Origin of the sequence: Streptosporangium sandarakinum, assembly GCF_013409935.1 — a bacterium.
Classification (GTDB): Bacteria; Actinomycetota; Actinomycetes; order Streptosporangiales; family Streptosporangiaceae; genus Streptosporangium; species Streptosporangium nondiastaticum.
Window position 1 is genome coordinate 84,912 of the sequence record NZ_JACCCO010000004.1, and the last position, 13,533, is coordinate 98,444.

The 13,533-nt window shown below is 69.6% G+C and carries 17 protein-coding genes; 7 read left to right on the top strand and 10 right to left on the bottom strand.

Annotation, left to right across the window (positions count from 1 at the left end):
• The first annotated feature begins 24 nt into the window (after nt 1-24).
• Together HDA43_RS33900 and HDA43_RS33905 are read left to right on the top strand one after the other, a co-directional pair.
• Nucleotides 25-798 (top strand): peptidoglycan recognition protein family protein, encoded by a 774-nt coding sequence (locus tag HDA43_RS33900; RefSeq protein ID WP_179829114.1) that lies wholly within the window; start codon nt 25-27, stop codon nt 796-798.
• 58 nt (nt 799-856) lie between these two features.
• A complete protein-coding gene (locus tag HDA43_RS33905; RefSeq protein WP_179829115.1) occupies nt 857-1,336 on the top strand; it encodes a hypothetical protein in 480 nt (159 codons plus the stop codon).
• Between the two features lie 143 nt (nt 1,337-1,479).
• Here HDA43_RS33905 and HDA43_RS33910 read toward each other — a convergent pair whose 3' ends face one another.
• The 5 genes from HDA43_RS33910 to HDA43_RS33930 form a co-directional block, all read right to left on the bottom strand.
• Nucleotides 1,480-1,680, bottom strand: a complete 201-nt coding sequence (locus HDA43_RS33910; RefSeq protein WP_179829117.1) for a hypothetical protein — start codon at nt 1,678-1,680, stop codon at nt 1,480-1,482.
• 343 nt (nt 1,681-2,023) lie between these two features.
• Nucleotides 2,024-2,545, bottom strand: a complete 522-nt coding sequence (locus tag HDA43_RS33915; RefSeq protein ID WP_246424960.1) for a phosphatase PAP2 family protein — start codon at nt 2,543-2,545, stop codon at nt 2,024-2,026.
• Nucleotides 2,546-2,574: 29 nt separating this feature from the next.
• Nucleotides 2,575-3,672, bottom strand: a complete 1,098-nt coding sequence (locus HDA43_RS33920) for an MAB_1171c family putative transporter (RefSeq protein WP_179829119.1) — start codon at nt 3,670-3,672, stop codon at nt 2,575-2,577.
• Between the two features lie 4 nt (nt 3,673-3,676).
• Complete coding sequence (locus HDA43_RS33925) at nt 3,677-4,171, bottom strand: hypothetical protein (protein WP_179829120.1); 495 nt, start codon at nt 4,169-4,171, stop codon at nt 3,677-3,679.
• A gap of 59 nt (nt 4,172-4,230) precedes the next feature.
• Nucleotides 4,231-4,626 carry a helix-turn-helix domain-containing protein gene (locus tag HDA43_RS33930; protein ID WP_179829122.1) on the bottom strand — a complete coding sequence of 132 codons (396 nt, stop codon included), beginning with the start codon at nt 4,624-4,626 and terminating at the stop codon, nt 4,231-4,233.
• 250 nt (nt 4,627-4,876) lie between these two features.
• Here HDA43_RS33930 and HDA43_RS33935 point away from each other — a divergent pair, with 250 nt between their 5' ends.
• Together HDA43_RS33935 and HDA43_RS33940 are read left to right on the top strand one after the other, a co-directional pair.
• Entirely contained in the window at nt 4,877-6,616 is a 1,740-nt protein-coding gene (locus HDA43_RS33935; RefSeq protein WP_179829124.1) for a hypothetical protein, read from the top strand.
• 66 nt (nt 6,617-6,682) lie between these two features.
• Nucleotides 6,683-6,991, top strand: a complete 309-nt coding sequence (locus tag HDA43_RS33940; RefSeq protein WP_179829126.1) for a hypothetical protein — start codon at nt 6,683-6,685, stop codon at nt 6,989-6,991.
• A 326-nt stretch (nt 6,992-7,317) separates the two neighbouring features.
• Here the strand turns inward: HDA43_RS33940 and HDA43_RS33945 are convergent, their stop codons facing one another.
• Nucleotides 7,318-7,629, bottom strand: a complete 312-nt coding sequence (locus HDA43_RS33945; RefSeq protein ID WP_179829128.1) for a putative type II toxin-antitoxin system PemK/MazF family toxin — start codon at nt 7,627-7,629, stop codon at nt 7,318-7,320.
• Nucleotides 7,626-7,880, bottom strand: coding sequence for a hypothetical protein (locus tag HDA43_RS33950; RefSeq protein WP_179829130.1), 255 nt, complete (start codon nt 7,878-7,880; stop codon nt 7,626-7,628). The genes HDA43_RS33945 and HDA43_RS33950 overlap by 4 nt, the downstream gene beginning before the upstream one ends.
• A 182-nt stretch (nt 7,881-8,062) precedes the next feature.
• Between HDA43_RS33950 and HDA43_RS33955 the strand changes: the two genes are divergently transcribed.
• From HDA43_RS33955 to HDA43_RS33965, 3 genes are all read left to right on the top strand, one after another.
• Nucleotides 8,063-8,461: a hypothetical protein gene (locus HDA43_RS33955; RefSeq protein ID WP_179829132.1), complete on the top strand. Its 399-nt coding sequence runs from the start codon at nt 8,063-8,065 to the stop codon at nt 8,459-8,461.
• On the top strand, nt 8,458-9,639 hold the full coding sequence (locus HDA43_RS33960; protein WP_246424961.1) for a tyrosine-type recombinase/integrase: 1,182 nt from the start codon (nt 8,458-8,460) through the stop codon (nt 9,637-9,639). The genes HDA43_RS33955 and HDA43_RS33960 overlap by 4 nt, the downstream gene beginning before the upstream one ends.
• Before the next feature lie 256 nt (nt 9,640-9,895).
• Nucleotides 9,896-10,069, top strand: a complete 174-nt coding sequence (locus HDA43_RS33965) for a hypothetical protein (protein WP_179829134.1) — start codon at nt 9,896-9,898, stop codon at nt 10,067-10,069.
• Nucleotides 10,070-10,537: 468 nt separating this feature from the next.
• On the opposite strand, the gene tgmC is transcribed toward HDA43_RS33965, so the two are convergent.
• The 3 genes from tgmC to tgmA are packed head-to-tail and all read right to left on the bottom strand — an operon-like array spanning nt 10,538 to nt 12,903.
• Nucleotides 10,538-11,668 (bottom strand): ATP-grasp peptide maturase system methyltransferase, encoded by a 1,131-nt coding sequence (tgmC, locus tag HDA43_RS33970; RefSeq protein ID WP_312873680.1) that lies wholly within the window; start codon nt 11,666-11,668, stop codon nt 10,538-10,540.
• Nucleotides 11,665-12,645, bottom strand: coding sequence for an ATP-grasp ribosomal peptide maturase (gene tgmB, locus HDA43_RS33975; RefSeq protein WP_179829137.1), 981 nt, complete (start codon nt 12,643-12,645; stop codon nt 11,665-11,667). The genes tgmC and tgmB overlap by 4 nt, the downstream gene beginning before the upstream one ends.
• Before the next feature lie 12 nt (nt 12,646-12,657).
• Complete coding sequence (tgmA, locus tag HDA43_RS33980) at nt 12,658-12,903, bottom strand: putative ATP-grasp-modified RiPP (RefSeq protein WP_179829139.1); 246 nt, start codon at nt 12,901-12,903, stop codon at nt 12,658-12,660.
• Nucleotides 12,904-13,533: the final 630 nt, after the last annotated feature.

Below are 13,533 nucleotides of genomic sequence, written 5' to 3' on the forward strand. Positions count from 1 at the left end.
TCACGAGTCGCCTACGGGGGAGCGATGAAGCAGATCCAGGCCCGCTACTACCACAAGGGTCGTCTCCGGCCTGTCCGGCTGATCGTCATGCACTCCATGGAGGCCCCGGAGAAGCCCGAGACCGCCGAGAACGTCGCCCGCTGGTTCGCCACCAACTCGCCGGAGACCTCCGCCCACGTGTGCGTCGACCCCGACAGCGCGGTGCGGTGCGTCAACGACGGCGACACCGCGTGGGCCGCGCCGAACGCCAACGCGGACGGCCTGCACATCGAGATGGCCGGCTACGCCCGGCAGACCCGCGCCCAGTGGCAGGACGCCGCGAGCCTGGGCACGCTCAAGCAGGCCGCGAAGGTGGCCGCGGCCTGGGTGAAGAAGTACGGCATCCCCGTCAAGCACCTCACCCCGGCCGAGGTCCGCGCCGGGAAGAAGGGCTTCTGCGCGCACGTCGACGTCACCAGGGCGTATCCCGGCACCGGCTCGCACACCGACCCTGGCACCGGCTTCCCCTGGGACCGCTTCCTGGCCATGGTGCAGGAGGAGCTGGACGGCAAGCCTGCCAAGCCTGCCGCCTGGTCGCGCACGCTCGTCTACACCAAGGGCAAGCCGTACATGAAGGGCGCCGACGTCGAGGCGTGGCAGACCCGTCTGAACGAGCTGGGGTACGACGTCGACGTCGATGGCCTGTACGGGCCCGCGTCGGCGGGCGCGACGAAGAAGTTCCAGGCCAAGGCGAGGCTACTCGTCACCGGCACCGTGGACAAGATGACGTGGATCAAGGGACATAAGGAGAGGCAGTAGCCGTCATGACCTCCGAAACCCTGATGACAAATCAGCTCAAGGGTGTATAACGCTCATCATGATCCCCCGCTGCACCATATACCGTCCGCGGCAGGCGCTAATAGGAACACTCCTCGCTGGGTTTTTCCTCAGCGCCTGCTCCGCCGGTGGGACGACTGACGTCGCCTCAAGCCGAACCCTGGCCAATCCGGACGCGGTTGTCGATGCGATGAACGAGGCGGGCATCAAATGTGTGAACCTGCAGTTGCTTAGGTTAGACGAACCTAAGCCGACGATCACCGCTGGCTCCTGCACTCTGTTCACGGAGTCAGGCGAATGGGCCGGGTCGGTGAAGATCATGACTTCCACCAAAAGCTCCGATGAGCTCTACGCTGCCGAGGCGGCGTTCTACCATCAACCGGATATCACAGCTATGACGACCTTCCCCATCTGGATCGCCCAAGGCGATGGGTGGACGGTTTCATGCGGTACCGGCCAGGATCAAGCCGAGCGCATCGCCGTCGCGCTTGGCGGCAAAGCAGTCTCGATCGCGGGGTGACCTGTGAGGCCGTGAGCGCACATTCAGCAGGACGCGCAGTATCTCCGCCACCGCCTGAAGGCTCAGACCTCGTCGATATTCTGGAGGGCCACGGTGGGCCCCCGGGAGGGGGAGCCCACCGTTGTACTACTGGTGCGGCGCGGTCAGCGCTTGAGGGGGATGGTCGTCAGGGGCGACGGGTCGAACCCGTGGGCGATGAGGTACGTCGCGGCGATCAGGAAGAGGGCAGTCAGGATCAGCAGCCGGATCTCCCTCAGGGCCTTGGTGGAGAACCAGAGGCCCTCGTCCCGGTTGCCCTCTCCGCCGCTGGACTCGCCAGGGTTCTTCCTCGAGTTCTGAGCCATGGGGCTCCTCTCGTTAGGGGCCCCCGGCGGTGAGACTGCATGTTGCGTTGTGTTGCGTCATGCTGCGGCGTTGAGTAACATCCATTTAGCGTCTTCGCATGTACTTAACGGCCGCGTCTCCCCGCAGGAGGCCGGTTTAATACGGAATGCCCGCCCTGGCACGGCGGGCTTCCCGTGCTTCCCCGCATCTTAGATCAAATCGCGCCGGGGACCTATTTCTTCACCCTCGTATTGACCGATTCACCCGCTTTCCTGCCGGAAAGTCGTCTTTTCTCGGTGTCCTTCCGGTCGAAACGCGAGAACAACGGGCCCGGACGCCCGGCGCCCGAACCCGTCTCAGCCCCTACAGCAGGGCGGTGAGCGTCGCCGCCGTCGCGGCCGCCCCCGCCGCGGCGCCCGCGAGGACCTGGCGCACGGTGTGGTCGCCGAGCACGATCCGCGACCAGCCGATCAGCGCCACCGCCACCGCGCCCGCCACGAGCACTGGGGCCGCGGGCAGCACCGCGGTGAGCATCACCACCGCGCCGGCCGCGACCGCCGAGTGGAACGAGATCTTCCAGCGGAGGGTGATCGGGCCGACGACCGCGAGCGTGGCCAGCATGATGGCCACGCTCGCCACCATCACCGCGGGGGCGCCGAGAACCATCAGCAGGGCCAGGGTGAGCACCACCAGGGCGACGATCACGGCGACTAGCTTGGGCCGCTGGGACCGCTCCCCGATGTGCCAGTCCCCGAACCAGCCGCGCCGCACCCCGCCGAAGATGACCACGGCGGGGACACCGCCGCACAGGCCGGCCGCGAGCGCACCCCACCCGAACCCGGTCCACCCCGAGGTGACCGCGCCCACCACCAGGGGAAGACCCATCACGATCCACATCGGGGCGAACACATCGGTTACGGCACGCGCAACGCGACCGGCTGGCCGTCGAGCTGCTTGAACTTCATCGCGACCTGCCGCAACCACTGGGTTTCCCTCTCCACTCGATCCTTGCTGTCCCTGAAGGCGGGTGCCGGGACGGTCCCGGACGGAACCCCGGACCCGCGGCCGGCGCGGGCGTCCTGCAGCGCCTCGGCGACCCACGCCGCCACGGTGCCGGGGTCGCTGCTCTCGGGCGGCGTGGTGACCGAGGTGAGGTTGAGCATCCCGTCCTGGATTTCCAGGACGCGCCGCACGAGGCGCGCCTGAAGCGGCCCCTCGACCGTGAGCGCCATGGCCGGGTACTGGCGGGTGAGCGCTTCCCACAGCGGCTGCAACTCGCGCAGCGCGGCCATGGTGCGCAGCCTGGCCGCCCCGGCGCGCCAGGCCGGGATCGACGTGCCGGCCGTGATGCCGATGATGCACGCCAGCAGCGTCACCCGGCCGAGAATCGGGATCTCCCGCAGGCTGGTGTCCGGGTCGAGCAGGGTGACGAGGTTGACCGTCATGACGTGCGCCCGGTTGATCACGCCGGCGGCCATGCCGATCGTGGACAGCACCAGGCCGAGCCGCAGCAGCGGCGGCGCGACCCGCGCGTACCCGGCGAACATCCACCCAGCCGCCGTCAGACAGGTCATGAGCCAGGCGTCGAACACCGCCAGGTAGACGCGGCCGGTCGGCGCGGTCGGGAACGGGGCGTGGGCACCGTCGATCCAGTAGATGCGGCCGCCCCGCGCCACGAACATCGCGGTCAGGATCCCCATCACCACGAGGGCGGTCGGCCAGATCCAGCGGGCCCGCGACGGCCGGCCATGCCGGGTGATCGCCTCGACGTAGGCAAGCAGGCACGTCGCCGCCGCAAGACCGGTCAGGTGCCGCAGCAGGGTGGCCAGCTCGGTGCCGGTGGTGGCGTCCATCCACGCCACGATCGGCGCCGCGGTGACCACGCGAGACAGGGCCAGGCCAGTGAACGCCCCCCACAGCATCCGCTGTTCGTGGGAGTGCCGGGCGGGCCGGATGCGAGAGATCGATGCCCCCCACAGCAGGACCATGGCTAACCAGTCCACAACGCTCACGGCGTCAGCTCCCCAAGTCGTATCCGAATGTTCTGCTCAGCTTGCGCAGGCCCTCGTCGCCGTCTTCCGGCGGTGTGTGGGCGCGAAGCAGGATGAGCGTGGCCAACTTCTCGGCGTCGCGTTCCTCGATGGTGTCGTAGCGGCTGCGAGCCGCGACATTGGTCGGCCCGCCGCCGGGCGAGACAGGACCCAGCAGGCGGCGCAGCACCTCCTCGGCGTCACCGCCGACGCGGCCGTGATCGAGCAGCATGTGGCTGATCTCGTGCAGCACGATGTTGACGCGTAACACCCCGGACGCGCCGGGCGCGACGAACAGGTGGTCGGCCTTGCGGGTGGCGAACCACAGGCCCGACACCGCGCTGGTCGCTTCGATGGGCAGGTCGTGGAGGTGGAGAGGACGCTGCCGTACCGCGCGGATCCGGGCCATGAACTCCCCCAGCGTGAACGGATGGGGGATGGGTGCCTGCTCCAACGCAGCCAGCAGCCGGGAAGAATGCACAATGGGAACCTTTCCGGTGCGCCCGGGCAAGATTACTGAGGGCCGCCGACTGCTTTGTGCTACGGAGTTTCGTCGAGCGCCTCAGCCGCGCGCATCGCCTCCACCATCTGCGCGATAGCGCTTATGGACAGCGGCGACAGGCCGGTCATTCTCTCGGCGATGTTCAGCACGCCCAGTTCGGTAAGTTCCTGTTTGACCGCTTCCTGCTGCCGCCGCTCCTCCTCGGTGAGCGGCCGGGGCGCCGGCGGGTCTTCGCCGGCGAGCCAGCCGACTTGCACACCGAGTAGAGCCGCCAGCGCCTCCAGCAGCTCCAAGGTGGGGTTGGTCTTCTCACCCTTCTTGAGCTGGCTGATGTAGGCATGCGAGACCGTCATGCCTTGACGCTTCAACGCTCGTTCTACGCCTCGGGCGGAGAGCTTGTTCGCGCGCAGCGCTTCGCCCAGTCGCTCGGCCAAGGTCGCCACTTCTTATCCGCTCCTCACGAGCCCGCCCCATTTAGGCGTCTTTCACTAGATGCGTGGAGCCCACACAGTACACACTTTGCACCGACTGGTTAGGCTCAGTTGACAAATTTGCTATGAAACCGCGAAGATCGGCGACCCGAGCGGAAACCGTAGCAAACCATGCGCTGCCCGCCTGCAAGCCGTCAGTTGACAGCACGCAGGTGGGCGGCCTTCACAGCCTGCGTCTCTTGGAGTGCCCCCGTTGAACCCTGACTTGGACGCCGACGCACGCAGGCTGTTTCTGAAGCTCTCCGCCGACCTGTACGAGGAGTCACAGCGGCTGCTGGCCGAAGACCCCCAGCGCAACGAAGGCTTGGCGTTCTGGAGGTCCATCCGCTCGTCGATGGACGCTGAGGAGCGCGAGCACAACAAACGCATGGCGGTCTACCGGACGCTGGAGGACCTGGCCGTCACCCGCATGGCCAAGGTGCAGAACATGCCCTACGACCGGATCGGTGCCCGCGCCGGCGGCAAATCTCGCACCTGGGCCTACCAGCACACCATGCCCAGCACCGTCCTGGACGGGGTGCTGGAGCTGTACGCCGAAGCCGAACGGCGGGAGCGCGACGCCTTCCTCCGGACCCGGACCGGGCTGACCACCAGTGACCGACCCCGCGCCATCGGCGCCGTCCCCGAACAGGCGACCACACGGTCCGCGGATTCGGCGCGGCTGAGCATCATCTACCGGCAGCTGCGTCACTGGTTCCTCGGCGCGGCCGCCGCCGCCGTGCCCGCCTACCACGCCGCCCGCGCGGCCGCCGAGAGCTACACCTCGACCGTTCACACGGCGCTGATGAGCAACGGCGCGTTGATGCCGACGGGGCTGGACCCGTTGAGCGGGGCCGGCCTGTCGAGCATGCTGTCGGCGAGCACCGCGGTGCCGGGCGCGCAGGCGTCCGGCCCGGTCGCCACGGCGGTGGGCAAGTTCGTCGCGAGCACGGTCATCGGCGTGCAGGCCACCGTGGGGGTGTCGGCGCCCGCGGCCACGGTGGTCGCGGCCACGGTCGGCGCGGCGAGCGCGCCCGTTGTGAGCGTGGTCGAGGACGTGGTGGAGAACACCGTCAGTAAGCCGATCGTCCAGGCCCTGGGGCTGGACACCGGGCAGGAGCAGGGCGCGGGCGCCGCCCCGGTGCCGGTGCTGGCGTTTGAGCCGCCCGCGGTGGAGGAGATGCCGCGGCCGCCGCTCGATCTGGAGCCGACCTGGCAAACCCCCGCCCCGGCCACGCCAACGCCGAAGGTCGGAACGCCGCACGCCGTCCCGGCCACGACAGCCCCGGCCCCGGCCCCGGTCCCGACCGGGCACGTCCGAACCGCCGTCGCCCCGTCCCCGACCTCCTCGGTGGCGGTGACGCCGCGCGCCGTCCCGACGACGGCGCCCGCCCCGGCGAAGACCGAGCAGCCTCCCACGCCGAAGACCACCGTGCCGGCCGCGCCGGTGACGGCGCAACCGCCGGCGACCGACGCGCCCCAGCCCACCCCGACGTCGTCCCCGGCCCATACGACGGCCCCGCAGCCGACCGCCCCCGCGCCGACGCAGACCGTCGCGCCCCAGCCGTCACCCAGCGCGCCCACGGGTCAGCCGAGCAACCCGCCCCCCATGCCGGAGCCGACCCTGACGTCAGCCCCGCCCGTCCCGGAGGCGACGCAGACGGCCGAACCGTCCGCGCCGAGTGACCCGCCCGTACCGAGCAACGCACCGGAGTCCGCTGAACCCCCTGCGCCGGGTGGTGAGCCGGATCCCCTCCCCGTGGGCGGTGCGGCTGTGGCGGGGACGGCCGCCTGGTGGTACGGGCCCCGCCCCGCCCGAGCGAGCGTCACAGTGTTTTCAGACGGCGACTCATTTGGTGAGTCGGCGGTAGCAAAGGGGCGTGATAGAGCCGCCCGGTCGTCGTCGCCGGGCGGCGACATGGGGGTACAGCAGTCCATCCACTACGATATGTAGTTGAATAGCTACTCTATGTAATATAACGGGTGGTGACCCTGCTACTCCAGAAAGGACATCCCACCCATGCGTTTCTCCAGCCTGCCCGCCCTCGCCCTGGCCACCGCCGCCATAGCCGGCGCCCTGGCTGCCGCGACCCCCGCCCAAGCCGACGACACCCCCACCTACACCTGCGACAAGGTCCTATACGGTTCCGTCGTGCTGGGTGAAGGCAACTGCACCGCCTCCAACGGCGCGACCGAGCAGGGCGCGTTCCTGGGCGAGTTCCTGGTGACCTCCCGCGAGGAGCCGCAGTGGACGTTCCGCTGCCACATCGGGGGCGTCGTCCAGCTGCCCGAGGCCGTCAGGGGAGACAGCTGCGAGCCCGTCGTGTAAGGCGGCAGGACGCCTGCGCCCGTTCCAGGGGCGGTCAGCGCACCGCCTCGCCCGCCCCGGAACGGGACCAGCTCAAGCACCCCGGCCGCCCCTTCCTTGCCAAGAAGGGGCCCCGATAGTAATCGCGGAAAATTCATTTGCTACGGCCGACTGGCCAAATGAGACGACATCTCAGGTGTTTTGTGAGGTTCATCCGGTTCGTGTCTCCGGAATGATCTTCCTGTGGTGACCGCTGGCGGCCGAACTCGACCCGGTGCGAGGGATCGGGACCGGCGGCCTATCCAATGGCTCTCAGGCCCTCTCAGCGCATTTCCGCATGAGGGCGGTCAGCCAGAGACGGGGAAGATCGTGCTGAGCATGCCGCGCACCGCGGCGAGCTGCCCTTCGGACAGGTCGCCCACCTTGCCCTTGAGGCGCGTGGCCGCCACGGTGCTGATGCGGTCGATCATCGCAGCGCGGCCTTCGCCGACGTCGACCACGAACGCGGTCAACGCGTGGGCCAGGTCGGCCGCCTCGACGTGCGCGGTCAGGACGTTGTCGTTGTAGAGCGTGTGGTAGAAGTCGCCGGTCACCACGAGCCGGATCTCCTCGCGGTCCCCGAGTTGGACGCTCCACAGCTCCCCGAAGCGGTGGGTCACGCGGCCTCGCCCGGACGTCGATCGGCAGCGGCACGCGCGATGTCCTCGGCGATGATCCGCTCGTCGTCCTCCTGCGCGGTGCTCGCGCCGTAGATCGGGGCGCGGGCGGCCGGGCTGTGGGCTGCGGCGATCTCGCGGAGTGCGCCGCGCTCCAGGACGGTGGAGACGCTGAGCCCGTTCGCTTCGGCGTACTTGCGCACCGTGTCCAGAATCCACGGCGCGATGGTGACGGATGTTCTCTCCTTGGCCATACCCGGAGTCTACCCGTGGAGTATTACTCAGGGTATGAGTTCGGCGCATACCACTCCCCGATTTTTATCAGTGAGAATCTCAATTCCCGCAGATAAAAATGATATGATCATGGGGTGCGGTCCCGGGAGCGGTTCCCGGCCCGCACCCAACAGCCCCAGGCCCCCGTGAAAGGACCCCCCCGATGCGCAACCAGCTCCAGCTCGTCCCCATGGACGCCGACCGCCTCACCCTTCTGCGGTTCCTCGACGGCCACCCCCAGTGGCGGCCCGTCCGGAGTGGACTGCACAACCTCTACGACACCTATGAGATGGCCACCCGGCACGGCCGCCCGCACGTCCTCCTCATCCCCGCCGCGGAACTGGCCCGCCACACCAGCGTCGATGAGCTGTGCGCCGAAGCGGCCGCCGACATCAACGCCCTCGCGCTCAACCTCGACCCCGACATCAACCGGGAAGCGCTGCGCCGCCTCGTCGCCCTCGCCATCCGCGCGCACGGCGACCCCGAGCTCGCCGACGTCTACGCTCTCGCCACCGGCACGGCGACCGAGACGGGCCCGGCCGCGCACGGCCACACCGCATGACGCACCTGCCCGAGGTGACCGCCGCGGCGAGCAGCACCGACATGCTGCCCGCCGCGGCGGCCGCCGACCCGCTCAAGAACCCCTACCACGCCTACCTCGCGAAACTGGACTCCGCCGACTCCAAGCGGACCATGCGCGGCTGCCTCGACCGGGTCGCCCGCATCCTCGCCGGCCACGACCCCACCGGCCTCACCCCCGCCGGCGACCCCGACCCCGCGGTGCTCGCCATCACCGGCGAACACGTCCGCTGGCACCTGCTCCGCTACGAGCACGCCGTGCAGCTGCGCGACATCATCGCCCGCCAGGGCTCCCGCCGACCGGACGGCACCGTTCAACCCTGGTCACCGTCGCACCGCAACAAGCACCTCGTCGCCATCCGCCAGGTCCTCGACCAGGCGTGGCTGCTGGGCCAGATGAGCGCCGAAGACCGCGACCGCGCCCAGCAGATCACCAACTTCAAAGGCACCCGGCTCCGGGCCGGTGAGCACATCCCCATCGAGCGCGTCGGCGCACTCCTCGCCGCGTGCGACGCCGACGCCACCGAAGGCACCGACACCGGGAACGAGGCGTTGCGGCGCATGGCGCTGCGGGACGCCGCGATCATCGCCACGCTCTACACCTCCGGAGTCCGCCGCGCCGAGCTCGCCGGCATCGCGCTGGCCGACTACGACCCCATCGAGGGGGCGCTGCGGGTCCGCGGCAAGGGCGACAAGGAACGGCTGGTCTACGTCACCCGCGACGCGGTCGCCCGCATCGAGGCGTGGCTGACCGTGCGCGGCCGCGCCCCGGGCGGCCTGTTCGCGCCGTTCACCCCCCGCGGTGGCCACGTCCGCACGAACCCGCGCGGCCAGGTCGACCACATCACGGGGCAGACGGTCGGCGACGTGCTCAACGTGCGAGGTGAGCAGGCCAGGATCGGCCCCCAGCGCGCGCACAACTTCCGCCGCACCTGGGCCGGCAACCTCCTCAACCTCGTCGACCTGGCCACCGTGCAGGCGCTGGCCGGGCACGCCTCGCCAGCCACAACGGCGGGCTACGACCGGCGACCGGAGGAGGCGCGCCGCCAGGCAGTGAACCGGCTCCCCTCACCGGAGGCGAAGCCGCTGCCCGGGGTCGCTCCGTTGCAGGACCGGGCGGCCGCCGGGCGGCGGGCCCGCCGCCGGGGTGGTGACGACTGAGCGCCCTGCTCCTCCGCGAGGGTACGAGGCATTTGCCGGACTTATTTCCCTAAATGGCCGATTCGGGCATTCCTGAGAAAGCCCAGCCTGCCCTTTTTTATCAGAAACGCCGGTCAGGGAGCCCGCCGAGCCACTACCGTGATGAGCGGTCCCAGCTTCTAGCTGACCTTTTTCTGCGTTCCGTGCGGCGGTAACCGCCTGCTGGCCATCCGTCAGTAGGCGGCTCCCGCCGGACGACCCAGCAGAAAGGGATGCTATGGCCGAGACTGTTCCCCCCGCCCCCGGCGGAGGGTCCATCGGTAAGTTCTCGAAGGTCTGCGCACTGCTTCGCAAGATCGGCCCCGACCTAGCGCTACGGCTCCTTGTCGGGCTCCTGATCGAGCTGCTGCGCAGGGCCGCCGAGGGGCGCTCCTGGGATGACCTTCTGTAGCTAAGAAGATCACCCCAGGAGCCACAGCAGGGGTCTCCCGGTCGCCTTCACTGGTCGTCACACCGTGTACGTGAAGGGGCTGGGGGCCCTTGCTTGTCTCAGTAGCACTGAGAGTCTTTACAGTCTGAGACTGTACCTCTTCGACTTTATGTTTAAAGTCAGTTTAAACAAGTTCCCGCAGCTACCGGGAAGCCCCCAAGACCCTCGTGAGGACAAAACCCCAGCTAGTAGCCCTGAATCCTATCCGCTGGTCGTACTCCGCAGGAAGTTTAAACTTCCCCGCAAGTCCCTCTTTGCGGACCCATCTTCATAGTCAGGCCGGGGCTGTCGTACGACGCGTCCTGACCTGCTGGGTGTCTGGTCGCGTCTTCGGCAGGTCCCAGCCCTTGCCCCGCCGGCGTCCGCGGAGCGGCCGGTGGGGTGGGTGTCGATTCGTGGTTGGAGCTGGCGTAGGTGGCCGCGTCGCTCTCAGGCGGGCAGGTCCCAGGACGGGCCGCCCGGCTCGCCCAGCCATACCCGCTGCTTCTCCCGGGTGGCGGTGAGCCCGAACGCCGACTGGTGCGGTGACCCTGCGTCCTGCCACAGCAGGACGGCGTCCTCCACGGCGTCCCACAGCCGGTGCGGGCCGTGTTGGTGGACGATCCACCCGCCGCCCGGGGCGGGCCGGGTGTCGGCGCGGGAGCCGGTGGCGACGTCCAGCAGGATCGTCGTCTCCTCGGCCGATGACCGCTGCGCGGCCGGTACGGCGAGCTGGGCGACGAACAGGGCGGTCTCGTTCTCCAGGAGCGCCGGGTCGATCCGGCTCTCCCTGGCCTCCCCGATACCGGTCAGGACCGGCGGCCGGGGCGGCGGCATGTGGGAGCGGGCCCGCATGAAATACAGGTCGTCCGGCAGGAAACGGCCGCTCGCCTCGCCGTCGTCGTTGACGGTGAGGTGCGCGAACGCCACGCCGCCCATCCATCCCCACGTCGGGGTGGTGAGGGTGCCGCCGGCGCGGACCTGGCTCAGCCAGGCCGCGGGGATGGTCCGGACCGCGCAGGTGCCGATCAGCCGGTCGTAGGGCGCGTTGTCCGGATGGCCGTGCAGCCCATCGGCCACCACCAGGGTCGGCGCGTACCCGAGTCCGGTGATGGCCTTGCGGGCGCGTTCGGCCACGGCCGGGTCGTACTCGATCGACGTCACCGCCGCCTCGCCCAGGCGGTGGCACATCAGCGCGGTTGAGTAGCCGGTGCCGGTGCCGATCTCCAGCACCGCGTCGCCCTTGTCGATCCCGGCGGCCTCCAGCATCCGCACGACCAGGCTCGGCAGTGTGGAGGATGAGGTGGAGGAGCCGGTCACGGTCCCGGTCGCGTTCTCGGCGAGGACGCCTTCGACCTGGGTCACGAGCGTTTCGTCGGTGTAGACGAGCCGCCACCAGTCGTCGTCTCCGACCGCGTCGCGGTGGATCGGCGTCCACCGGTCCGGCTGTCCGTTGTCGGTGAGGTAGATCGCGTCACCGACGAACGGCTCGCGCGGCACCTCCTCCAGCGCGGTGCGCCAGCCGGGGGAGCCCACGGCGTCCGCCAGGGCGCGGCGGAACCGCGCGGCGGTGTCGTTCACTGCCACCATCCCTCCAGGATCACATCGGCGAAGGCGTCCGCCATCGCGTCGGCATCAGGTAACCAGGCCCATTGGCCGTTGGGGTTGCATTCGATGAAGGTCCACCGCTCGGCGCCGCCCGCGTCGTTGAGGGCGAAGTCGAAGCAGCCGAACGCCAGACCGAAGTGCTGCAGGTAGGCGCGTACGGCGTCCTGGATCGGCTCGGGCACGGCGATGGGCTCGTGGACGAGCTTCTCCCAGTCGCCGCTACGCCAGTCGAGCGCACCGTCCGGGGTGGTGATCCGGCTGGCGAACACCCGTGTCCCGATCGCTGTGACCCGGGCGTCGGCGGTCTTCGGGACCTCCTGCTGGAACAGGTGCGCGGTCACCGCCAGCGAGTCGTCCAACTCCTCGACGGCGACGCGCTGCGTCCAGATCGCCGACGCTCCCCCGCCCGGGGTGGACGGGGCACCGCGGAACGACTTGTAGATGATCGTGCCGTGCTCGGCGGCGAACGCGCGGGCCTGCTCAACGTCGTTGGTGACCAGGCTCGGCGGGATCGCCAGTCCGAGCCGCGCGGCGGCCTGGAGCTGGGCGGGCTTGCGGTCGGCGCGGCCGAGCGCCGCCGGGTGGTTGACGTAGGTGGCGCCGACCAGGTTGTTCAGGAGGCCACCGAGACCGTACTGGGCCTCGGTCGCGGCGAAGGCGCGGTGGTGCTCGGGCAGGCCAGCGAACCGCGCGGTGTAGGGGGTGGGGCGGCGGTAGTACACCGCCCCAACCTCTTCTACCGCGATGTCACGGCTCGGCGTGCGAAGCCGGCCCGCCCACTCCGTGCGGCCGTCGCCGATGGTGGCGCCGAACATCAGCTCAGCGCCGATGTCAGCGGGATCGACTCGGGCGACCTGCGCGCGGCGCTTGTTGAGCGCCTCGATCACCAGGTTGGCCGTGACGTCCTCGACTGAGGTGACCACCAGCACGGTCCGCGGTGTGGGCTTCATCTTGGGTTGTCCCTAGTCGTTGTTGGAGTCGTCCGCCACCGCGGGGCTGCCACCGGAGCCGTCGTTGCCGCCGCCCCTGGACTTGGTGATGGTGACCTTGTTGCCCATGTCCACGGGCGCTCCATCGCGGTCGTAGAAGCGGGTGACCTGGGTGGTGGGGTCGAGCTGCACCGACGCGTACAGGCCGTCCTCCTCCGGGAGGGGCGTGGTGGCTCGGCTCAGCCCCCAGGGGGCGGTCTGCTCCATCAGCAGAGTCATGGCGCTGTCCTTTCTCGTGATCGTCAGTAGGGGTGACACTGGTTGAGCCGTGAGTGGTTCAGCGGGAGCCGCTGCCGTTGCAGGAGACGCACTGCCGCGTCTGGCCGTCGATGATGACGAAACCGGTACCGCCGCACGAGCCGCACGCGGCGCGCAGGACCCTGATGATCCTGAGCATGCTCACCTCCTTTCCAGTGGCCGGGGTGGCGGGGGCGCCCGCTGAACGTGGGCGCCCCCGCCGGCGGCCGAGGGGTGGGCGGGAGACCCGACGTCCCCGCCCGGGCACCCGGCCGTTTCTTCCTGTGCGCGGCTCATGAGCGCACTGCGCGCAGGAAGTCGGGACGCGGCGGCACACCCGGTCCCCGGAGCCGGGTGTGCCGCCGCGCGATCATGCCGCGTCCCCCACGCGTTGCGCGGGAACGCGGGCGTGGTTCCCATGGCCACGAGAGCGTGACCACCCTCCGCGCGCACCCTTGAGGGATGGAGGGTGGGGCGTCTCGTGGCCACGGGGTGGTGCCTGCCGGGCCTGGCCCTGGCCGGTGTGGCCGGTGGGAAGGGTCCAGGCCGGGCAGAGATCAAGTTCGGCCTCACACATCAAGGCCGAAAGCTCCTCCGTGGTCGCGGAGTCGA